We start from the raw sequence: 20,602 nt of genomic DNA, 5'->3' as shown, positions 1-20,602 counted from the left end.
GCACCAAGGCTGCGCCCGATCACCGGGAACCCGCACTCCCGTCCCGCCGGAAGCGCCGCACCACGCATCGCAGTCTGTCGGCGGCTTCCACCGGCCGCGGTGCCGTCAGCCCGCCGGGTCGACGGGCAGCAGCCAGCCTTCATAGCGGATCAGCGGCCCGATCAGCGGCAGGGCCACCTCCACCCGGAATTCGTAGCGGCCGGCGTGCTCGCGCTCGCGGCACTGGACCGCCGCGGACCAGGCCGCCGGCAACGGCACGATGCCCAGCACCCACACCCGCTCGGCCCGCCAGTGGATCTCGCCGTCCTCGACCGTCAGCACGAAGCCCAGGCGCACCGCGCCGAGCCGTTCGAGCAGGCGGCCCTCCCGCTGCCACAGGCGCGAGGCCATGCGGGCCGTGCCGAAGCGGCGGTCCCAGCGCTCGCCGTCGGCCCCCGCCCTGAACGTGACGGCCACCGGCAGATCGTCCGCGCTCGGCGGCAACCGTGCCAGCCAGGCACAGGGCGCCACCAGCCAATGGCGGCCACGGCGCACCCGGCCGCGGCCCTGCCAGGTCTGGCACGACGCCACCGTGTGCACCGCCCGCAGCAACGGCGGGAGCCGTGCGAACGCCGGACCCAGCACGTGTTCGAACAGCGGCCGGGTCACCCGGTCATCCACACCAGGGTCGCCATGCGCCCGCTGCGGCGGTCGCGGCGGTGCGAGAACCAGCGCGACGGATCCGCGATGGTGCACTGGTCCCCGCCATGGATGCGCGCCGGGTCCATGCCGGCGGCCTGCAAGCGTTGCCGTGCCAGCGCGTACAGGTCCACCCGCCAGTGCCCCGGCCGGGTGGCGGCGAATGCCGCGTCGGCCGCCGCCGAGTGCGCGAGGAAGGCGTCACGCACATCGGCGCCGATCTCGTAGTGCGCCGGCCCGGCCGCGGGACCGAGCCAGGCCATGGCAGCGCCGGCCGGCGTACGCATGGCCGCCAGGGTCGCTTCCAGCATGCCCCCGGCAAGCCCGCGCCACCCGGCATGGGCGGCCGCCACCTCGCTGCCGTCGCACGCGGCGAACACCACCGGCAGGCAGTCGGCGGTCAGGATCGCCAGCACCACGCCGGGCACCGCGGTCACCGCCGCATCGGCGGCCGGCTCCGCCGCCGCGGCGCATGCGCCGGCAGGCGCATCGAAACGCAGCACCCCGGTGCCGTGCACCTGCCGCAGCCAGTGTGGCGCGGAAGGCAGCCCTGCCAGCCAGCACAGTTCGTCGCGGTTGCGCTGCACCTGTGCCGGGTCGTCGCCTTCCGGCGAACTGCGGTTGCCCAGGTTGAAGCTGTCGAAGGGCGGCGCCGACCCGCCGGCGCCGCGCCGCAGCGTGGTGAAGGCCTGCACGCCCGGCGGCGCCGGCCAGGCGGCCGGCAGCAGCGGAAGCCCGGCGCCGGCCACCGGTCAGCGCCGCTCGCGTTCGGCGAACGCCTGGCTGTCCCCGCGCAGCGCGTGCATCAGCGCCAGCAGGTCGGCCGGCACCGGCGCGCTGTTGCGGATCGCCTCGCCGGTGACCGGATGCACGAATTCCAGGGTCTCGGCGTGCAGCGCCTGGCGCTTGAAGCCGCGCAGCTGCGCGACCAGTTCGTCGGTGGCGCCCTTGGGCAGCTTCAGCGCGCCGCCGTACAGCGGGTCGCCGACGATGGCGTGCTTCAGGTGCGCCATGTGCACGCGGATCTGGTGGGTACGGCCGGTTTCCAGCCGGCATTCCAGCGCGGTATGGGCGCGGAAGCGCTCGCGCAGGCGGTAGTGGGTGACGGCGTCGCGGCCGTCCTCGCGGACCCCCATGCGCAGGCGGTCGCGCGGGTGGCGGTCGATCGGTGCATCGACCGTGCCGCCGGACACCAGCGCACCGCTCACCACCGCCAGGTACTGGCGGTGGACCTCGCGGGCGGACAGCTGCTCCACCAGCGCGGTCTGCGCCTGCAGGGTGCGGGCCACGACCATCACCCCGCTGGTGTCCTTGTCCAGCCGGTGGACCACGCCGGCGCGCGGCACCGCGGCCAGCGCCGGGTCGCGGAACAGCAGCGCGTTGACCAGGGTGCCGCCGGGGTTGCCGGCACCGGGATGGACCACCAGCCCGGCCGGCTTGTCGATCACGAACACGTGTTCGTCCTCGTACAGCACCGACAGCGGGATGTCCTCGGGCAGGGCGTCGGTCTGGACGTCCAGGGTCGCATTCAGGGTGGCCAGCTCGCCGCCGCGCACCGGATCGCGCGGCCGCGCGGCGGCACCGTCGAGCAGGACCGCGCCGGACTTGATCCACTCGCTCAGGCGGGAACGGGAGAATTCGGGGAACAGCTCGGCCAGCACCGCGTCGAAACGGCGGCCGGCGGCGGCATCGGGCACCCGCGCCTGGCGGGGAGAAGGGGAAGCAGTGTCGGACATGGCAGGGGTATGGGCGGGATTCGGGAGGTCCCGGCAACCGGAGTCAGTCGCAGGACAGGCCACTAGGCTATCATCGCCCCCTGGTATTCCTGCCGCGTCCCGCCCTGACCCATGATCCGACGCTCCCCGCTGCTGTCCGCCACCGCCCGCACCGCCGCCCTGCTGCTGGTCCTGGTCTTCGCCGCCACCGGGTGCCACCGCGGCACCAAGAGCAAGAACGCGGACGAAGGCATGCCGGCCGAGAAGCTCTACGAGAAGAGCCATGCGCTGATGGAGGGCGGCAACTGGTCCGGCGCCGAAACCAGCTTCAGGCGGCTGATCGCCCAGTACCCGTACGGCCCGTACACCGAGCAGGCGATGATCGAAAGCGCCTACGCCCAGTACAAGGCCGGCAGGAACGACGACGCGGTGTCCAGCATCGACCGCTTCATCCGCACCTACCCGACCCATCGCAACATCGCCTACCTGTACTACCTGCGCGGGCTGGCCAACGGCAACAGCGACACCGTGTTCCTGCGCCGGGTGTGGTCGCTGGACTCCAGCCGCCGCGACCTGTCGACCCCGCGCCAGGCCTATGCCGACTTCAACATCGTCACCGAGCGCTACCCCAACAGCCGCTACGCGGCCGACGCGCGCCAGCGCATGATCGAGCTGCGCGACGTGTTCGCCCAGCACGAGATGGACAACGCCCTGTACTACGCCCGCCGCGGCGCCTGGATCTCGGCCGCCGGCCGTGCCACCTACCTGCTGGAGACCTATCCGCAGAGCGCTTTCCAGAACGATGCCGTGGCCCTGCTCGGCGAGTCCTACACCCACCTGGGCAACAAGACCCTGGCCGACGACGCCCGCCGCGTCCTGGAACTGAACCAGCCCGACCACGCCTGGCTGCAGGGGCACTGGCCGAAGTACCCGTGGATGGTGCGCAAGCTCAACCCGTTCGCCGGCGAGAAATCGGTGGCCACCGGCCAGCGCAATGCGCGGATGAACCGCAAGTAAGAGCCGCGGGAAATCCGGATCGCCGCATGGAACGCCCCGCAAGGGGCGTTCTTCGTTTCCGGCGTCCCCGTTCGCCACAGACAGCGTCCGCCGGTAGCGCCGGCCCCTGCCCGGCGGGGCTTTCCGGGAGTGCCCCAGCGGGGCGCGGCCCCGCTCTACAGGGCGGCCGGGGCGGTAGCGCCGGGCCCTGCCCGGCGGGGGCTTTCCGGGAGTGCCCCCGCGGGGCGCGGCCCCGCTCTACAGGGCGGCCGAGGGCGTAGCGCCGGGCCCTGCCCGGCGGGGCTTTCCGGGAGTGCCCCAGCGGGGCGCGGCCCCGCTCTACAGGGCGGCCGGGGGCCGTAGCGCCGGGCCCTGCCCGGCGGGGGCTTTCCGGGAGTGCCCCAGCGGGGCGCGGCCCCGCTCTACAGGGCGGCCGGGGCCGTAGCGCCGGGCCCTGCCCGGCGGGGCTTTTCCGGTAGCGCTCCAGCGGGGCGCGGCGTCCGTGCGACGGCTTCGCCCGGGAAGTCGTCAGCGGGACGTCGCGTCGCCCTGGCTGGCGTCGCCGGTCTTGAACACGGTCCTGCAGTCGCGGCGGAATTCCTCGCCGCTGCGCCGCCAGATGAAGCTGCGGCAGTGCCGCCGGCCGTCCTGCGCGTCCACCACTTTCACCGCGTAGAAGGCCTGGAGGAACTCTTCGCGGCTGACCTGGCCGTCGCCGTTCCAGTCCATCTGCTCTTTCTCCACGCCGCGGGTGATGGCGATCCCGGCATACCAGGCCCAGCCCAGCCAGCCCAGCGCCAGCAGCACCAGAACCAGCAGCGCGCGCCGGCGCGGCGTGAACCTGCCGCGCAGGATCATGGCACCCGCCGGATGCGCGCGCCGAGCGCACCGAGCTTTTCTTCGATGTTCTCGTAGCCGCGGTCCAGGTGGTAGATGCGGTCGATGAGGGTGTCGCCCTCGGCCACCAGCCCGGCCAGGATCAGGCTGGCCGATGCGCGCAGGTCGGTGGCCATCACCGGCGCTCCGCTCAGCCGCTCGACCCCGCGGCAGATCGCGGTCGGCCCTTCGATCTGGATGTCCGCGCCCAGCCGCAGCAGTTCGTTGACGTGCATGAAGCGGTTCTCGAAGATCGTCTCGTTGACCACGCCCACGCCCTCGGCCACGCAGTTCAGCGCCATGAACTGGGCCTGCATGTCGGTCGGGAAGGCCGGGTACGGGGCGGTGGTCAGGTTCACTGCCCGCGGCCGCCGGCCCTGCATGTCCAAGGTGATGCTGTCCTCGTCGGTGGTGACGGTGGCGCCGGCCTCGACCAGCTTGGCCAGCACCGCGTCGAGCGTGTCCGGACGCGCGTTGCGCGCCACCACGCGGCCGCCGGTCATCGCCGCGGCGACCAGGAAGGTGCCGGTCTCGATGCGGTCCGGCAGCACGGCATGACGGCCGCCACCCAGGCGTTCGACGCCCTCGATGACCAGCCGCGCGGTGCCCAGCCCCTCGATCTTCGCGCCCAGCGCGATCAGGCAATGCGCCAGGTCGGTGACCTCCGGCTCCATCGCCGCGTTTTCCAGCACCGTGGTGCCTTCGGCCAGCACCGCGGCCATGAGGACGTTCTCGGTGCCGGTGACGCTGACCATGTCGAAACTGAAGCGGCCGCCCTTCAGGCGCTCGGCGCGCGCCTTGATGAAGCCGTTCTCGACGGTGATCTCCGCGCCCAGCGCCTGCAGGCCCTTGATATGCTGGTCCACCGGCCGCGAACCGATCGCGCAGCCGCCCGGCAGCGACACTTCCGCCGCGCCGTACTTGGCCAGCAGCGGGCCGAGCACCAGGATCGAGGCGCGCATGGTCTTGACCAGCTCGTACGGTGCCACGTGCTGGTCGACGCCGCGCGGATCGACGACGATCGCGCTGCCGCGCGAGAGCGTGCCCTGGTCGATGGTGACGGTGGCACCGAGCTCGCCGAGCAGCTTCACGGTGGTGATCACGTCGTGCAGGTGCGGCACGTTGGTGATCTCCACCGGCGCATCGGCCAGCAGGGTGGCGCAGAGGATGGGCAGGACGGCGTTCTTGGCGCCGGAGATGTTGACTTCACCGTTCAGCGCACTGCCGCCGGTGACCACGATTTTCGCCATGAGGATGAGGCCGGTTGTGGGAGAAGGGACGCCGGCTCAGCCGGCTTCGCCCGGAGTGAGGGTCCGGGGCAGCGCCAGGGCATGGATGACGCCGGTCTTGATCCGGTCCCCCAGGGTCGCGTACACCATGCGCTGCCGGGCCAGCAGCGGCTTGCCCTCGAACGCCGCGCAGACCACCTCGGCCTCGAAATGTACGCCATCGTCGCCGCGCACCACGGCGCGCGCGCCCGGCAGCCCGGTCTCGATCAGGTTCTGGATGGTCTCGGCGTCCAAAGCGCTTTCCTAATAAAATGATGCCCCATTCTACTCTCCGAACGGCACCCGGCATGGCTGTCTCCCCGCTTTCCCCGGATACCCCCCGCGATACCGACCTGGTCGCCAGCGGCCGGCGCGTCTTCGCCATCGAACAGGCCGAACTGGACCGCGTGGGCGGGCGCATCGGCGCCGAGTTCGCCGCCGCCTGCCGCCTGGTGCTGGCTTCGCGCGGCCGCGTGGTCGCCACCGGCATGGGCAAGTCCGGCCATGTCGCGCGCAAGATCGCCGCCACCCTGGCCTCGACCGGCACCCCCGCGTTCTACGTGCACCCGGGCGAGGCCGGCCATGGCGACCTGGGCATGATCACCGAGGACGACGTGGTGCTGGCGCTGTCCTACTCGGGCGAATCGGACGAGGTGCTGATGCTGCTGCCGGTGCTCAAGCGCCAGGGCAACGCGCTGATCGCCATGACCGGCCGGCCGCAGTCCGGCCTGGCCCGGGCCGCCGACATCCACCTGGACGTCAGCGTGGACCATGAGGCCTGCCCGCTGGCGCTGGCGCCGACCTCCAGCACCACCGCCTCGCTGGCGATGGGCGACGCGCTGGCGGTGGCCCTGCTCGACGCCCGCGGCTTCACCGCCGACGACTTCGCCCGCTCGCACCCGGCCGGCAGCCTTGGCCGCCGCCTGCTGCTGCACATCACCGACGTGATGCACAGCGGCGCCGACCTGCCCAGCGTGCGCGAGGACGCCAGCCTCAGCGAGGCGCTGGTGGAGATGAGCCGCAAGCGCCTGGGCATGACCGCCGTGGTCGCGGCCGATGGCCGGCTGGTGGGGCTGTTCACCGACGGTGACCTGCGCCGCGCGCTGGACACCGACCTGGACGTGCGCACCGCCGGCATCGCCCAGGTGATGACCCGCTCGCCGCGCACCATCGGCGCCGACCAGCTGGCGGTGGAAGCGGCACGGCTGCTCGAACAGCACCAGATCAACGGCCTGATCGTGGTCGACGGCGAGGGCCGCGCCGTCGGCGCCCTGAATATTCATGACCTGTTGCGGGCGAAGGTGGTTTAACGGCATGTCCACGGCCCCGCCGCGCGGCCGCGCGGCCGCCCTCGCATTGCCCGCGCATTCCGCCTACGCTGCGCATGCGCCGCGCCACCGCGGGGCCCCGGCCCCCGCCCGCGACGGCCCGTGGACAGCCTAGCCCCGCCCCTCCCGTTCCCGGGCCGCACGGCCCTCCCGCCGCACTGGATCGCCTGCTCCATGTCCTGGTCTGCCCTCGCCCACTTCCCCGCCGAACTGCATGCCGTTGCCCGCGGCATCCGCCTGGCGTGCTTCGACGTCGACGGCACCCTCACCGACGGCCGCCTCTATTACGACCACGCCGGCAACGAGAGCAAGGCCTTCTTCGTGCAGGACGGGCTCGGCCTGAAACTGCTGCAGAAACACGGCATCCACCCGGTGCTGATCACCGCCCGCAACAGCCTGTCGGCCCAGCGCCGGGGGGCCGACCTGGGGATCGACACCCAGATCGCGGTGGGCGACAAGCTGGCCAGCGTGCGTGCCCTGTGCGCGCGCCTGGAGATCGGCCTGGAGCAGGTCGCGTTCCTCGGCGACGACCTCCCGGACCTGGCGCCGCTGCGCGCGGTCGGGCTGGCGGTGGCGCCGGCCAACGCCCACCCGCTGATCGCCGAGCGGGTGCACTGGCGGACCCGGGCCGCCGGTGGCCGCGGCGCCGCGCGCGAGCTCTGCGACGTGCTGCTCGCCGCCCAGGGCCGGCTCGACGCGGTGCTGGCGGAGTACGCGCCATGAACACCCGCCTGCTCATCGGCGGCGCACTGCTGCTGGCCGCGCTGGCCAGCGGCTGGTCGGCCTGGAAACAGCGCGGCGCCAAGGGCCCGGCGCCGGCGGCGGCGCAGCGCGCGGACTTCATCCTCGGCGATTTCGAGATCATCAGCCTGGACAAGGACGGCAAGGAACGGATCACCCTGCGCGCGCCCTCGATGGAGCGCAACAAGGCCGACCAGACGTCCAGCATCGTCCGCCCGCTGTTCCTGCTGCCCGATGCCGATGGCCAGCACTGGCAGCTGCGTGCCGACACCGGCTGGGTCAGCGCCAAGGGCGAGGAGCTGCGGCTGCGCGGCCACGTCGCCGGCGACAGCCCCCGCGACGGCACCACCCCGCCGACCACCTTCCGCACCTCGAAGCTGAACATCTATCCGGACCGCAACCAGGCGCGCACCAGCGCGCGGGTCACCATGACCCGCCCGGGGCTGCGCCAGACCGGCACCGGCTTCCGCGTCAACCTGGATACCCGCCAGTATTCCCTCCTTTCCGAGGTCAAGACCCGCTATGAACCCAATGCCGCCCGCCAGGCCCGCTAAGTTCGCGCTGCCCGTCCTGCTCGCCGCGGCGCTGCTGCCCGCGCCGGGCATGGCCCGGGAGTCGGACCGCAACCAGCCGATGAACGTCGATGCCGACCACAGCGAAGGCAACCTCACCGGCGGCAACGGCCGCTACCGCTTCAGCGGCAACGTGGTGATCACCCAGGGCACGCTGGAGGTCCACGCCGACACCGCCGACGTCTTCCAGAAGAACGGCGAGACCGAGCGGGTGGTGTTCAGCGGCAAGCAGGCCACGCTCAAGCAGCAGATGGACGACGGCAGCTGGATGAACGCCCGCGCCGACAACCTGGACTACAACGTCAACAGCGAAGTGATCGTGCTCACCGGCAACTACAAGGTCGATTCCGAGCGCGGTTCCAACAGCGGCCAACGCATGGTCTACAACACCCGTACCGGCGACCTCCAGAGCGGCGGCGACGGCACCCGCGTGCGCACCGTGATCCAGCCCAAGGCCAAGGCGCCGGCCGCGGCCGGGGAGAACCGCTGATGCTCGTCGCCGAAGGCCTGCGCAAGCGCTACAAGAACCGCGAGGTGGTCCGCGAGTTCGGCCTGACCCTGGACGCCGGCGAGGTGGTCGGCCTGCTCGGCCCCAACGGCGCCGGCAAGACCACCTGCTTCTACATGATCGTCGGCCTGGTCGAGAGCGATGCCGGCCGCATCGTGCTCGACGGCCGCGACATCACCGCCGAGCCGATGTACGCACGCGCCAAGCTCGGGGTCGGCTACCTGCCGCAGGAACCGTCGGTGTTCCGCAAGCTCAGCGTGGCCGACAACATCCGCCTGGTGCTGGAGCTGCGCGAGGACCTGGACGGCGCCGGCCGCGACCGCGAGCTGGAATCGCTGCTGGCCGAACTGCAGATCACCCATGTCGCCGACCAGGCCGGCGCCAGCCTGTCCGGCGGCGAGCGCCGCCGCTGCGAGATCGCCCGCGCCCTGGCCGCGCGGCCGCGCCTGATCCTGCTCGACGAACCGTTCGCCGGCGTCGACCCGATCTCGGTGGGCGAGATCCAGCGCATCGTCACCCACCTCAAGCAGCGCGGCATCGGCGTACTGATCACCGACCACAACGTCCGCGAGACGCTGGGCATCTGCGACCGCGCCTACATCCTCAACGAAGGCGCCGTGCTGGCGCAGGGCGCGCCGGGCGAGCTGCTCTCCAACACCGACGTGCGCCGCGTCTACCTCGGGGACAGCTTCACCCTCTGAGCACCGGCCCGCGCCGCGCTCGCAATGGCGCGGCATTCGACCTACGCTGCACAGGGCCGGTCCGGCCGTGCGCCCCGGTGGCGTCGTGGCCGGCCGCGGATACGTTGCGGCGGGCCGCCGACCGCCTGTCGCCCTGCATGGAACCGGGATGAAAGCACAGCTGCAGACCTCGCTTGGACAGCATCTGGTGATGACGCCCCAGCTGCGCCAGGCCATCCGTCTGCTGCAGATGGCGCAGCCGGAACTGGAGCAGGAGCTGGCGCTGGCGGTGGAGAGCAACCCGCTGCTGGAATGGGCCGAGGACGCGGTGCCCGACGATGACGGGGCCCCGGAGGCCGCGGCGGAGGACCACGATGCCGACGACGGCGATGACCGCGATGACGGGTCGGACGCCGACGCGCAATGGAGCGGCGGCCGTGGCGGGTCGTTCGATGGCGACGACGAGGACGACGCCACGCAACGGCTCGCCGAGACCGACACGCTCGCCGGGCACCTGTCGTGGCAGCTGCACCTGGCCCCACTCAGCGACCGCGACCGCGCCATCGGCGCGGCCTTGATCGACGCCCTGGACGAGGACGGCTACCTGCGTGAACCGCTGGCGGCCATCGCCGCCACGCTGCGTCCCGACCTCCTGGTCGGCGAGGACGAGGTCCGCGTCGTCCTGCGCCGGATCCAGCGCTTCGACCCCGCCGGGGTCGGCGCCACCAGTCTCGGCGAATGCCTGTCGCTGCAGCTGGATGCGCTGCCGCCGGCGACCCCGGCGCTGGCGCTGGCGCGGCGGATCGCCAGCGATGCGCTGCCGCGCCTGCCGCGCGCCGGCATCGCCGGCCTCGCCGAGGAGCTGCGGCAGCCGGCCGACGCCGTCGCCGACGCGGTGCGCCTGCTGCGCTCGCTGGACCCGAAGCCGGGCCGGCGGCTGGGCGGCATCGCGTCCAGCGACTACGTGGTCCCGGACTGCACCGTCTGGCGCCAGCGTGGCGTCTGGAAAGCCGCGCTGGCCGGCCATGCCGGCCCACCGGTGGTGATCCACCGCGGCTACGAGGGGCTGATCCGCCAGTGCGGCGACCAGGACGCCAGCTACCTGCGCGGGCAACTGCAGGAGGCGCGCTGGCTGCTCAAGGCGCTGGAGGCCCGGGGCGAGACCCTGCTGCGGGTGGTCGAGCGCCTGCTCCACCACCAGTCCGGCTTCCTGGAGTTCGGCCCCCAGGCCCTGCGCCCGCTGACCCTGCGCGAGATCGCCGCCGAGCTGGAACTGCACGAATCCACCATTTCCCGCGCCATCGCCGGCAAGCACGTGCGCACCCCGCGCGGCACCCTGCCGCTGCGCGCGTTCTTCGCCTCGGGCATCGGCACCGAGGGTGGCGGCGAAGCCTCCAGCACCGCGATCCAGTCGATGATCCGGCGCCTGATCGACGCCGAGAACCCGCGCAAACCGCTTTCTGACGCCAAGCTGGCCGAAATGCTCAAGAGCAGCGGCGTACCGGTAGCGCGCCGTACCGTGGCGAAGTATCGTGAAGCCATGAACATCTGCGCCTCCCACGAACGCGTCCGGCTTGCCTGACAACGTGCGCGGCAGGCACCAGGGTTCATGGCACCCCCGAACCACAGGAGGCATCCGATGCGTATCGAAACGTTTGGCAAAGACGTGGAAGTCACCCCCGCCCTGAAGGACTACGTGGAAACCAAGCTGCAGCGGCTGGGCAAGCATTTCGACCAGCACTGCGAGGTCAGGGTGACCCTGTCGTTGCAGAAGAACGAGCATCACGTCGATGCCAGCGCCAACCTCCCCGGCCAGTCCCTGCATGCCGAAGCCGGCGGCCAGACCATGTATGCGGCGATCGACCTGCTGGCCGACAAGCTCGATCGGCTGGTGATCAAGCACAAGGAGAAGCACCTTCCCCACGCCTCCCATGCCCTGCGCGACAATGGCTGACGCCAGCCGTCGTCCGTAGCCGTCATGCCCTTGAACGATCTGATGGCGGCCGTGAGTACCCGGGTACTCGCGGCCGCCGACCGTGACAGCGCCCTGCGCATCGCCGCCGGGCTGCTCGCCTGCCGCGAGGCCGGCGCCGAGACCATCTTCCGCAGCCTGTGCGACCGGGAACGCGTCGGCAGCACCGCCATCGGCCATGGCATCGCCATCCCGCACGGGCGCTCGCCGACCCTCAAACGCCCGCGTGGAGCCTTCCTGCGCCTGCTGCAGCCGGTCGATTTCGGCGGCGCCGAGGGCGTGGACCTGATCTTCGCCATGGCCGTACCGGCGCACTACACCCACCAGCACCTGATGCTGCTGTCGGAACTGGCCGAGATCTTCTCCGACGCCGGCGTCCGCGACGCGCTGCGCGCGGCCAACGACGGCAGCGCGCTGCGGCAGGTGCTGGACCGCCCCTTGCAGACCCGCCCGTCATGAATACCCGCATCACCGCGCAGGAGCTGTTCGACCAGCAGCACGAGAAGCTGGAGCTGCGCTGGGTCGCCGGCCAGGCCGGCGGCGCCCGCGAGCTGGAGGCCGGCGCCACCGTGGCCCGGCGCCCGTCGCTGGCCGGCTACCTCAACACCATCTACCCCAACAAGGTGCAGATCCTCGGCAGCGAGGAGCTGTCCTGGCTGGATTCGCTGGAATCGCGCCGGCGCTGGGAGGTGATCGAGCGCATCATGCAGGCCCGGCCGCTGGCGCTGGTCATCACCAAGAACCACGGCTGCCCGGAAGACCTGCGCGACGCCGCCGAGGAGTCGCAGACCCCGCTGTGGACCTCGCCGCGGCGCGGCCACGAGCTGCTCAACCACCTGTCCTACCACCTGGCACGCACCCTGGCGCCGCGCATCATCCTGCACGGCGTATTCATGGAGATCTACTCCATCGGCGTGCTGATCACCGGCGAGGCCGGCTCGGGCAAGAGCGAGCTGGCGCTGGAACTGCTCAGCCGCGGCCACCGGCTGGTGGCCGACGACGCTCCCGAGTTCACCCAGATCGCCCCGGACGTGCTCGACGGCACCTGCCCGGAACTGCTGCAGGACCTGCTGGAGGTCCGCGGCCTGGGCGTGCTCAACGTCCGCCAGATGTTCGGTGACACCGCTGTAAAGAAGAACAAGTACCTTCGGCTCATCGTCCACCTGACCAAGCCCATGACCGAACCCGGCAGCTACGGCTACGAGCGCCTCACCGGCGATTCCGGGAAGCGCCACGTGCTCGACCTGGACGTGCCGCTGATCACCCTGCCGGTGATGCCCGGGCGCAACCTGGCGGTGCTCACCGAAGCCGCCACGCGCCTGCACATCCTGCGCACCAAGGGCATCGACCCGGCGGCGATGTTCATCGCCCGCCACAGCAACCTGCTGGAGCAGCGCACGCCATGAACACCCCGTCCCCGCCGGTCCTGGTCATCGTCAGCGGCCTGTCCGGCTCGGGCAAGTCGGTCGCGCTGAAGACCTTCGAGGACCTGGACTACTACTGCTCCGACAACATCCCGGTGAGCCTGCTGCCCGAGTTCGTGCGCAGCGTGTTCGGCGAACCCAATGCCGCGCGCACCCGGCGCGTGGCGCTGGGCATCGACGTGCGCGGCCGCAGCGACCTCAGCCAGCTCGGCCAGTGGCGCCAGAGCGCCAAGGACCACGGCATCGACGCCACCCTGCTGTTCTTCGAGGCCGACGACGACACCCTGCTGGCGCGCTACGCCGACACCCGCCGGCGCCACCCGCTCAGCCACCTGGGGCTGTCCCTGCCGGGCGCCATCGTGCGCGAGCGCGAGCTCACCGCGCCACTGCGGCGCGAAGCCGACGCCATCATCGAGACCAGCCGGCTCAACGTGCACCAGCTGCGGCGCAAGCTCATCACCGAGTACGCGCTCGGCCATGGCGGCAGCCTGTCGCTGCTGTTCGAATCCTTCGCCTACAAGCGCGGGGTGCCGGCCGAAGCCGATTTCGTGTTCGACGCGCGGGTGCTGCCCAACCCGCACTGGGACCCCGAGCTGCGCTCGCTCACCGGCCGCGACCGCGAGGTCCGCGAACACCTGGACGCGCAGCCCGATGTCATCCGCTACGCCGCGCAGATCGAGGAACTGCTGGACACCTGGCTGCCCAAGCTGGGCAGCGAGACCCGCAGCTACGTGACCGTCGCCTTCGGCTGTACCGGCGGCAAGCACCGCTCGGTCTACCTGGCCGAACGCCTCGCCCGGCATGCCCGCGCACAGGGCTGGGAGGACGTGGCCACGTTCCACCGGGAACAGGACTGAATGGCATGCAGAAGATGCGCCACGGGCGCTATCCGGGACCTCGCCCGACCTGTTAACGTTCGGCAATGACCTGCGGCATCCTCCTCGTGACCCATCCCGGCGTCGGCACTTCCCTGCTGGAGGTTGCCACGCACCTGCTGCGGCAGTTGCCGCTGAAGGCCGAAGCCTTCGACGTTCCGTTCGATGCCGACCTGGAGGCGCTGCTGCCGCAGGCCTCGGCCGCGCTGCGGCGGGTCGAGGGAGACGGCGGCGTGCTGGTGCTGACCGACCTGTACGGCGCCAGCCCGAGCAACCTGGCCGCACGCCTGGCGCACCTGGGCACGCCGGTACGGCGGGTATCGGCGCTGAGCCTGCCGATGCTGCTGCGGGTGATGAACTACCCCGAACAAGGACTGGAGCAGCTGCCGGCGACCGCCGCGGCGGGTGCCCGCAATGGAGCCATCATCGACGATGCTTGAACGCGAACTCACCGTATCCAACCGCCTGGGCCTGCATGCCCGTGCCACCGCCAAGCTGGTGCAGCTGCTGTCCGGCTTCCAGGTCAACGCGACGCTGGTCGCCAAGGGCCGCGAGGTCAACGCCAAGAGCATCATGGGCGTGATGCTGCTGGCCGCCGGCCAGGGCACCCCGGTCACCGTGCGGGTGCAGGGCGAGGACGAGGCCGCGGCGATGGCCGCGGTGGTGGAGCTGTTCGAGCGCCGCTTCGACGAGGACAGCTGATGGCGGCGTGCGCGGCCCCACGCCGTGCCCGCTCCGCTCCGGCAGGCGCGGCATGAGCCCGCTGCGGCTCGACGGCCATGGCGCATCGCGCGGCACCGCGCTGGGCCGCGCCCGCGTGCGCATGCCGCTCACCCAGGATGTGGCGGAAAAGCGCATCGCGGCAGGCGCCGTGGATGCCGAGCTGCAGCGCCTGCACCAGGCCATCGAATCGGCGCGCACCGAGATGCGCGAACTGCGCCAGCGCCTGCAGGGGGCGCTCCCGGCCGAGGCCGGCGAGTTCCTCGACCTGCACGCGATGCTGCTGGACGACCCCGAACTGCTGCTGGCGCTGGACGAGCGCATCCGCAGCCAGCGCTACAGCGCGGCGTACGCGCTGCGCGTGCAGCGCGACACCTTGGCCAAGGTGTTCGAGGGCATGGAGGACGACTACCTGCGCAGCCGCCTGGACGACCTCGACCATGTCATCAGCCGCATCAACGCGTTCCTGCACGAGCGCCCGGCCAATGTGAAGGGCCTGGCCGGCGAGATCCTGGTCTGCGAGAACATCGCGCCCTCCGAACTGGCCCAGCTGCAGTCGCAGGGCGTGGTCGGCATCGTCACCAGTGCCGGCAGCCCGCTCTCGCACAGCGCCATCCTCGCCCGCAGCCTGCACCTGCCGCTGGTGGTCGGCGCCAGCGGCGCGCTGCGCCGGATCCATGACGGCGCGGTGCTGATCCTGGACGGCAGCAGCGGCGAAGTGACCGTGGAGCCGGGCGCCGACGACCTGCGCCAGTACCGCCAGCGCCAGCGCGAACTGGCCCGCGAGCAGCGCGAGCTGGGCCACCTGCGCTCCAAGCCGACCCGCACCCGCGACGGCGTGGACATCACCCTGCTGGCCAACGCCGAATCGCCCGAGGACGTCGCCCAGGCGCATGCGCTGGGCGCGCACGGCCTGGGGCTGTACCGCACCGAGTTCCTGTTCCTGCAGCGCAACGGCCTGCCGGACGAGGACGAGCAGTTCCGCCACTACCGCGACGCGGTGCTGGGCATGAGCGGGTACCCGGTGACCATCCGCATCCTCGACCTGGGCGCCGACAAGGCCGACCGCAACGGCCTGGTGGCCGGGCACGAGGAGAACCCGGCGCTGGGCCTGCGCGGGATCCGCCTGCTGCGGGCCCATCCGCGGGTCGCCGACACCCAGCTGCGCGCGCTGCTGCGCGCGTCCGGCTACGGCCCGGTGCGGATCCTGCTGCCGATGGTCAGCGCGCGCGAGGAGATCCTCGCGTTCAAGCGCCGCGTGGCACGGCTGACCGCCGCGCTGCGTGCGGAAGGCCACGCGCTGGCCGAACAGGTCGCGCTGGGGGCGATGATCGAGGTGCCGGCCGCGGCCATCGCGCTGCCCGGGTTCATCGACCAGGTGGACTTCCTGTCGGTGGGCACCAACGACCTGGTGCAGTACCTGCTGGCCGCGGACCGCAACAACGAAGCGGTCGGCGAACTGTATTCGCCCCTGCACCCGGCAGTGCTGCAGCTGCTGGCGCAGGTCATCGACACCGCCCACCGGCACGGCACGCCGCTGTCGGTCTGCGGCGAGATCGCCGGCGATCCGCGCATGGCACCGCTGCTGCTCGCCCTGGGGCTCAACGCGTTCAGCCTGCACCCGGGCACGCTGCTGGAGGTCCGCCGCACCATCCGCGACTGCGACCACGCCGGCCTGCGCGCGCGCGCGGACAAGCTGCTGCAGGCGCGCGACCGCCGCGGCATCGAGCGCTGGATCGCCGAGACCGCGCCGTCCGCGCCCTGACCCCCCGCACCGCCGCACGTCCCCGCGCGTCATTCCCCACGAACCTCGCCGCAAGGCTGGGCACTGCAACATCCGCGCGTGATAATGACGCGCCCCACACCCCGCCTGCCGCATCCTTCGTCGCGGCCTTCCCTTTTCCGGAGTCCCGATGGCCGAGGCCGTACGCCACGACAAGACCGCACGCCAGCTGCGCATGCTCTCCGACGCGCTGGACAGCGGCCGCCTGGGGCCGGTGCGGCGGCTGGTCAACACCCTGGCGCCGGCGGAGATCGGCAACCTGCTCGAATCGCTGCCGCCGGGCAAGCGCGAGGTGGTCTGGGGGCTGGTCGATCCCGAGGACGACGGCGAGGTGCTGGTCCACGTCGGCGAGGACGTGCGCGAGAGCCTGCTGGCCGACATGGACCCGGACGAGATCGTCGCCGCGGTCGAAGACCTGGACATCGACGACCTCGCCGACCTGGTCGAGGACCTGCCCGACACGGTCATCGACGAGGTCCTCAAATCGATGGACCGCGAGAACCGCGAGCGGCTCGAGCAGGTCCTGTCCTATCCCGAGGACACCGCCGGGCGGCTGATGAACCCGGACGTGGTCACCGTGCGCGCGGACGTCAACATCGACGTGGTGCTGCGCTACCTGCGGCTGCGCGGCGAGCTGCCCGACCACACCGACTACCTGTACGTGGTCAGCCGCCGCCACCAGTACCTGGGCCGGGTCTCGCTGGCGTCGCTGGTCACCCACGAGGACAGCACCCCGATCAACCGCCTGGTCGACGACGAGCAGCCGGCCATCGACGTGGACGAGAGCGCCGACGAAGTCGCCCGCCAGTTCTCCGACCACGACTGGGTCTCGGCGCCGGTGGTCGACGACAACAACATCCTGATCGGCCGCATCACCATCGACGACGTGGTGGACATCATCCGCGAACAGGCCGAGCACCAGGCGCTGGGCGCGGCCGGCCTGGACGAGGACGAGGACCTGTTCAGCCCGGTATGGCGCGCGATGCGGCGGCGCCTGGTATGGCTGTTCGTCAACCTGTGCACCGCCTTCGTGGCCGCCAACGTGGTCGGCCAGTTCGAGGGCACGATCGACAAGCTGGTGGCGCTGGCGGTGCTGATGCCGATGGTCGCCGGGCTGGGCGGCAATGCCGGCACCCAGGTGCTGGCGCTGATGGTCCGCGGCCTGGCACTGGGCCAGGTCGGTGCCTCCAACATCAAGACGCTGCTGTGGAAGGAGCTGCGGGTGGCGCTGCTCAACGGCGTGCTGATGGGCGCGGTGCTGGGCCTGATCGTGCTGGCCTGGTTCCAGAACCCCGGCCTGTCGGTGGTGATCTTCGCCGCCCTGACCTGCAACCTGCTGCTGGCCGCCTCGGCGGGCGTGCTGATCCCGATGACCCTCAAGCGGCTGGGCTTCGACCCGGCGCTGGCCAGCGGCATCTTCCTGACCGCGATCACCGACTCGATGGGCTTCTTCACCTTCCTGGGGCTGGCGAGCCTGGTGCTGCTGCGCTGACGTTCCCGTTGCCGCCCGCCTCTCCCATCCCTGCCCGCACCGATGCCATGACCACCACCCTCACCGACTACTACCAGCCCGGATGGCGCGCGCAGTGCCACACCTGCGCCGCCTGCGGATGGCAGGGCAGCTCACGGCAGATGGACATGGAGCTGCACGACGAGCAGAGCGAATACAGCTGCCCGCGCTGCGAGTTCCCGATGCTGGTGGTGCTGCACCCGGACCTGGCCGGGATCCGCGCCGCGGCGGCGGCCGGGCACCCGGAGGCCATCGAGCAGCTGGCGATCCTGGACAGCGTCCCGCGCCCCTGAGCGCATCGCCCGCGCCCACCGCGCGGGCGTTCAGCCCAGCAGCGTCTCCAGCACCGCCATGCGCACCGCCACGCCGTTGGCGACCTGGCGCAGCACCCACGACTGCGGGCCGTCGGCGACCTCGTCGGTCACCTCCACGCCGCGGTTGATCGGCCCCGGGTGCAACACCGCCGCGTCGGCTGCGGCGCGCCGCAGCCGCGTGGCGGTCAGCCCGTACTGCGCGTGGTACTGCTCCAGCGACGGCACCAGCCCTTCCTCCATCCGCTCGCGCTGCAGGCGCAGCATCATCAGCGCATCGGCGCCCTCGAGCAGCGCATCGAAATCCTCGCCGACCACGCAGCCGGCCAGGGTGTCGTCGTCGGGCAGCAGCGGACGCGGGCCACAGACGCGGATCTCCCCCACGCCCAGGGTACGCAGCGCGTGCAGGTCGGTGCGCGCCACCCGCGAATGCTTCACGTCGCCGACGATCACCACCTTCAACCGCGAGAAGTCCGGCCCCTTGGCCTGGCGCAGGGTCAGCATGTCCAGCAGGCCCTGGGTGGGGTGCGCGCTGCGGCCGTCGCCGGCATTGACCAGCGCCGTGCCTTCGCCGGCGGCCGCCGCCAGCGCCGCCACCGCATCGTCGTCGGGATGGCGCACGACGAAACCGCGCACCCCCATCGCCTCCAGGTTCTTCAGCGTGTCGCAGGCGGTCTCGCCCTTGCGCGTGGAGGAGGTGGAGGCGTCGAAGTTGAGCACGTCCGCGCCCAGCCGCTGCGCGGCCAGCTGGAACGAACTGCGGGTGCGGGTGGAGGGCTCGAAGAACAGCGTGCATACCGCGGTGCCGGCCAGCACCCCGCGCTTGTTGCCGACGCGACCGACGGCGGCGTCGCGGATCTGGCCCGCACGGTCCAGCAGCTGCAGCAGGTGCGCGCGCGGCAGGCCGTCCAGGGTCAGCAGGTGGCGCAGCCGGCCGTCGGCATCGAGTTGGGAAGCGGTCATGGTCGGTCTTGGGAGGTCAGGAAACGGGAATGGCCTGGTCCGGCGCGGACAGCCAGCGCTCGACGATGACCGCCGCGGCCACCGCGTCCAGCGTGGCCGCGTCGCGGCGGCGCTTGCGCCCTTCGGCGCGCTCGGTAGCGAAACGGCGCGCCGCCTCCACCGAGCTGGAACGTTCGTCCACCAGCCGCACCGGCAGGCGGTAGCGCTGCGCCAGCTGCCGGGCGAAGGCATGCGCGCGCCGGCGGATCGGCTGGTCCTCGCCATCGAGGGTGAGCGGGTCGCCGACGATCAGGCCGCCCGGCAGCCACTCGCGCTGCAGCCGGTCCAGAGCGGCCCAGTCCGGGCCGTCGGCGCGCACATCGACCACCGCCAGCGCGCGGGCTCCGCCCCCGTGCAAGCTGCCGATGGCGACGCCGATGCGGCGCGAACCGACATCGAACCCCAGCACGGTGCTGTCGACCGTGAGCCCGTCGGGCGTGCGCGCGGCCGGATCAGGCATGGCCGCTGTACCCGGCCAGGTGGAACAGGTCCACGCCGATGCGCGAGGCGGCCTGCTGCCAGCGCTGCTCCAGCGGCGCCTCGAACAGCAGCGCGACGTCGGCCGGCACCGTCAGCCAGCTGTCCTCGGCCAGCTCCTGCTCCAGCTGCCCGGCACCCCAGCCGGCGCAGCCGAGCGTGACCAGCACGTTGTCCGGGCCTTCGCCGCGGGCCATCGCCTCGAGGATGTCGCGCGACGTGGTCAGGAACAGGCCCTCGCCCACCGCCAGGCTGGAATCCCAGCCGCGAGCGTCGTCGTGGATCACGAACCCGCGCTCGGTGTGCACCGGGCCGCCTTGGAGCACCGGCACCGCGCGCAGGCGCTCGTCGCCGGTGGCGATGTCCATCTGCGCGAACACGTCGCCCAGCGTGAACTCGGACAGTTGGTTGACCACCACGCCCATCGCCCCGTTGTCGTCGTGCTGGCAGATCAGGGCGACGCTGCGCGCGAAGCTGGAATCGGCCAGCGACGGCAGCGCGACCAGCAGGTGGTTGGCGAGGGGGAGCGACAGTTCGGACATGCCCGTATTCTAGCGGTTGGCGCCCGCCGCGGGCGCGGCGCGATAATCCCGTCCAGGCCCCCGCCGGCACCCGCCCATGTCCCGCTACTGCGACACCGCTCCCGCCCACCCCGTCCACGCCCGTTACCACGCCTGCGAGTACGGTTTCCCGCAGCGTGCCGAACACGAGCTGTTCGAGCGCCTGGTGCTGGAAATCAACCAGGCCGGCCTGAGCTGGGAGACCATCCTGCGCAAGCGCGAGGGGTTCCGCCGCGCCTACGACGGCTTCGACGTGGAGGCGGTGGCCGCCTACGGCGACCGGGACATCGCCCGCCTGCTGGGCGACGCCGGCATCATCCGCAACCGGCTCAAGGTGCTGGCGGCCATCCACAACGCCGGGGTGATCCGCGGTCTGCGTAGCTCCCACGGCGGTTTCGCCGCCTGGCTCGATGCCCACCACCCGCGGCCCCACGCGGACTGGGTGCGGCTGTTCAAGAAGACCTTCCGCTTCACCGGCGGCGAGATCACCGGCGAGTTCCTGATGAGCCTGGGCTACCTGCCCGGCGCGCACCGCGCCGACTGCCCGGTGCAGCGCGAGATCGCCGCCCTCCGGCCGCCGTGGATGCGCGCCTGACGCGCGCCGCC

Annotated in this window: 26 protein-coding genes; 17 read left to right on the top strand and 9 right to left on the bottom strand. The window is 71.9% G+C overall.

Annotated features, from left to right (window positions below):
- Positions 1-105 precede the first annotated feature (105 nt).
- The 3 genes from K5L01_RS01445 to rluD are packed head-to-tail and all read right to left on the bottom strand — an operon-like array spanning position 106 to position 2,414.
- The gene (locus tag K5L01_RS01445; protein ID WP_250061277.1) at positions 106-648 is read right to left on the bottom strand and encodes a DUF4166 domain-containing protein; all 543 of its coding nucleotides are present in this window, start codon (positions 646-648) and stop codon (positions 106-108) included.
- On the bottom strand, positions 645-1,427 hold the full coding sequence (gene pgeF / locus K5L01_RS01440) for a peptidoglycan editing factor PgeF (protein ID WP_250061276.1): 783 nt from the start codon (positions 1,425-1,427) through the stop codon (positions 645-647). Before pgeF ends, K5L01_RS01445 begins: the two co-directional genes overlap by 4 nt.
- Positions 1,428-1,430: 3 nt before the next feature.
- A complete protein-coding gene (gene rluD, locus K5L01_RS01435) occupies positions 1,431-2,414 on the bottom strand; it encodes a 23S rRNA pseudouridine(1911/1915/1917) synthase RluD (protein ID WP_425603807.1) in 984 nt (327 codons plus the stop codon).
- A 111-nt stretch (positions 2,415-2,525) separates the two neighbouring features.
- Between rluD and K5L01_RS01430 the strand changes: the two genes are divergently transcribed.
- Complete coding sequence (locus K5L01_RS01430) at positions 2,526-3,410, top strand: outer membrane protein assembly factor BamD (protein ID WP_250061275.1); 885 nt, start codon at positions 2,526-2,528, stop codon at positions 3,408-3,410.
- A gap of 507 nt (positions 3,411-3,917) precedes the next feature.
- On the opposite strand, the gene K5L01_RS01425 is transcribed toward K5L01_RS01430, so the two are convergent.
- The 3 genes from K5L01_RS01425 to K5L01_RS01415 are packed head-to-tail and all read right to left on the bottom strand — an operon-like array spanning position 3,918 to position 5,788.
- On the bottom strand, positions 3,918-4,247 hold the full coding sequence (locus K5L01_RS01425) for an EF-hand domain-containing protein (protein WP_250061274.1): 330 nt from the start codon (positions 4,245-4,247) through the stop codon (positions 3,918-3,920).
- Entirely contained in the window at positions 4,244-5,515 is a 1,272-nt protein-coding gene (murA, locus tag K5L01_RS01420; RefSeq protein ID WP_250061273.1) for a UDP-N-acetylglucosamine 1-carboxyvinyltransferase, read from the bottom strand. Before murA ends, K5L01_RS01425 begins: the two co-directional genes overlap by 4 nt.
- A 36-nt stretch (positions 5,516-5,551) precedes the next feature.
- Positions 5,552-5,788 carry a BolA family protein gene (locus K5L01_RS01415; RefSeq protein ID WP_250061272.1) on the bottom strand — a complete coding sequence of 79 codons (237 nt, stop codon included), beginning with the start codon at positions 5,786-5,788 and terminating at the stop codon, positions 5,552-5,554.
- Positions 5,789-5,841: 53 nt separating this feature from the next.
- On the opposite strand from K5L01_RS01415, the gene K5L01_RS01410 reads away from it, so the two are divergent.
- The 15 genes from K5L01_RS01410 to K5L01_RS01340 all read left to right on the top strand — a co-directional run bounded on the left by K5L01_RS01410 (position 5,842) and on the right by K5L01_RS01340 (position 17,939).
- Positions 5,842-6,843, top strand: a complete 1,002-nt coding sequence (locus K5L01_RS01410) for a KpsF/GutQ family sugar-phosphate isomerase (RefSeq protein WP_250061271.1) — start codon at positions 5,842-5,844, stop codon at positions 6,841-6,843.
- Positions 6,844-7,035: 192 nt separating this feature from the next.
- Positions 7,036-7,584, top strand: coding sequence for a KdsC family phosphatase (locus K5L01_RS01405; RefSeq protein ID WP_250061269.1), 549 nt, complete (start codon positions 7,036-7,038; stop codon positions 7,582-7,584).
- Positions 7,581-8,156 carry an LPS export ABC transporter periplasmic protein LptC gene (gene lptC / locus K5L01_RS01400; RefSeq protein WP_250061266.1) on the top strand — a complete coding sequence of 192 codons (576 nt, stop codon included), beginning with the start codon at positions 7,581-7,583 and terminating at the stop codon, positions 8,154-8,156. The genes K5L01_RS01405 and lptC overlap by 4 nt, the downstream gene beginning before the upstream one ends.
- Positions 8,125-8,664 (top strand): lipopolysaccharide transport periplasmic protein LptA, encoded by a 540-nt coding sequence (gene lptA, locus K5L01_RS01395; protein ID WP_425603806.1) that lies wholly within the window; start codon positions 8,125-8,127, stop codon positions 8,662-8,664. The genes lptC and lptA overlap by 32 nt, the downstream gene beginning before the upstream one ends.
- Complete coding sequence (lptB, locus tag K5L01_RS01390) at positions 8,664-9,383, top strand: LPS export ABC transporter ATP-binding protein (protein WP_250061264.1); 720 nt, start codon at positions 8,664-8,666, stop codon at positions 9,381-9,383. Before lptA ends, lptB begins: the two co-directional genes overlap by 1 nt.
- Positions 9,384-9,531: 148 nt before the next feature.
- Entirely contained in the window at positions 9,532-10,944 is a 1,413-nt protein-coding gene (locus tag K5L01_RS01385) for an RNA polymerase factor sigma-54 (RefSeq protein ID WP_250061262.1), read from the top strand.
- Positions 10,945-11,001: 57 nt separating this feature from the next.
- On the top strand, positions 11,002-11,316 hold the full coding sequence (gene hpf, locus K5L01_RS01380) for a ribosome hibernation-promoting factor, HPF/YfiA family (protein WP_250061260.1): 315 nt from the start codon (positions 11,002-11,004) through the stop codon (positions 11,314-11,316).
- Between the two features lie 24 nt (positions 11,317-11,340).
- Positions 11,341-11,793 (top strand): PTS sugar transporter subunit IIA, encoded by a 453-nt coding sequence (locus tag K5L01_RS01375; RefSeq protein ID WP_250061258.1) that lies wholly within the window; start codon positions 11,341-11,343, stop codon positions 11,791-11,793.
- Positions 11,790-12,740, top strand: coding sequence for an HPr(Ser) kinase/phosphatase (gene hprK, locus K5L01_RS01370; protein ID WP_250061256.1), 951 nt, complete (start codon positions 11,790-11,792; stop codon positions 12,738-12,740). Before K5L01_RS01375 ends, hprK begins: the two co-directional genes overlap by 4 nt.
- Positions 12,737-13,615: an RNase adapter RapZ gene (gene rapZ, locus K5L01_RS01365; RefSeq protein WP_250061254.1), complete on the top strand. Its 879-nt coding sequence runs from the start codon at positions 12,737-12,739 to the stop codon at positions 13,613-13,615. The genes hprK and rapZ overlap by 4 nt, the downstream gene beginning before the upstream one ends.
- Before the next feature lie 65 nt (positions 13,616-13,680).
- The gene (locus tag K5L01_RS01360; protein ID WP_250061252.1) at positions 13,681-14,073 is read left to right on the top strand and encodes a PTS sugar transporter subunit IIA; all 393 of its coding nucleotides are present in this window, start codon (positions 13,681-13,683) and stop codon (positions 14,071-14,073) included.
- Positions 14,066-14,335 carry an HPr family phosphocarrier protein gene (locus K5L01_RS01355; RefSeq protein ID WP_250061250.1) on the top strand — a complete coding sequence of 90 codons (270 nt, stop codon included), beginning with the start codon at positions 14,066-14,068 and terminating at the stop codon, positions 14,333-14,335. The genes K5L01_RS01360 and K5L01_RS01355 overlap by 8 nt, the downstream gene beginning before the upstream one ends.
- A gap of 52 nt (positions 14,336-14,387) precedes the next feature.
- Positions 14,388-16,118 carry a phosphoenolpyruvate--protein phosphotransferase gene (gene ptsP, locus K5L01_RS01350; RefSeq protein ID WP_250061248.1) on the top strand — a complete coding sequence of 577 codons (1,731 nt, stop codon included), beginning with the start codon at positions 14,388-14,390 and terminating at the stop codon, positions 16,116-16,118.
- Between the two features lie 148 nt (positions 16,119-16,266).
- Positions 16,267-17,628 carry a magnesium transporter gene (gene mgtE, locus K5L01_RS01345; RefSeq protein ID WP_250061245.1) on the top strand — a complete coding sequence of 454 codons (1,362 nt, stop codon included), beginning with the start codon at positions 16,267-16,269 and terminating at the stop codon, positions 17,626-17,628.
- Between the two features lie 47 nt (positions 17,629-17,675).
- The gene (locus K5L01_RS01340; protein ID WP_250061243.1) at positions 17,676-17,939 is read left to right on the top strand and encodes a hypothetical protein; all 264 of its coding nucleotides are present in this window, start codon (positions 17,676-17,678) and stop codon (positions 17,937-17,939) included.
- Positions 17,940-17,969: 30 nt separating this feature from the next.
- On the opposite strand, the gene K5L01_RS01335 is transcribed toward K5L01_RS01340, so the two are convergent.
- From K5L01_RS01335 to K5L01_RS01325, 3 genes are read right to left on the bottom strand one after another with little or no spacing between them, the layout of a single operon-like run.
- Positions 17,970-18,920: an aspartate carbamoyltransferase catalytic subunit gene (locus K5L01_RS01335; protein ID WP_250061241.1), complete on the bottom strand. Its 951-nt coding sequence runs from the start codon at positions 18,918-18,920 to the stop codon at positions 17,970-17,972.
- Positions 18,921-18,936: 16 nt separating this feature from the next.
- Positions 18,937-19,419, bottom strand: coding sequence for a Holliday junction resolvase RuvX (ruvX, locus tag K5L01_RS01330; RefSeq protein WP_250061239.1), 483 nt, complete (start codon positions 19,417-19,419; stop codon positions 18,937-18,939).
- The gene (locus tag K5L01_RS01325; RefSeq protein WP_250061237.1) at positions 19,412-19,978 is read right to left on the bottom strand and encodes a YqgE/AlgH family protein; all 567 of its coding nucleotides are present in this window, start codon (positions 19,976-19,978) and stop codon (positions 19,412-19,414) included. Before K5L01_RS01325 ends, ruvX begins: the two co-directional genes overlap by 8 nt.
- A 76-nt stretch (positions 19,979-20,054) precedes the next feature.
- Here K5L01_RS01325 and K5L01_RS01320 point away from each other — a divergent pair, with 76 nt between their 5' ends.
- Complete coding sequence (locus K5L01_RS01320; RefSeq protein ID WP_250061235.1) at positions 20,055-20,591, top strand: DNA-3-methyladenine glycosylase I; 537 nt, start codon at positions 20,055-20,057, stop codon at positions 20,589-20,591.
- The last annotated feature ends 11 nt before the right edge of the window (positions 20,592-20,602 follow it).

This window comes from Stenotrophomonas mori, assembly GCF_023556335.1.
Classification (GTDB): Bacteria; Pseudomonadota; Gammaproteobacteria; order Xanthomonadales; family Xanthomonadaceae; genus Stenotrophomonas; species Stenotrophomonas mori.
Note: the sequence above shows the minus strand (reverse complement) of the source record. Positions and strands in the feature narration are given on the sequence as shown.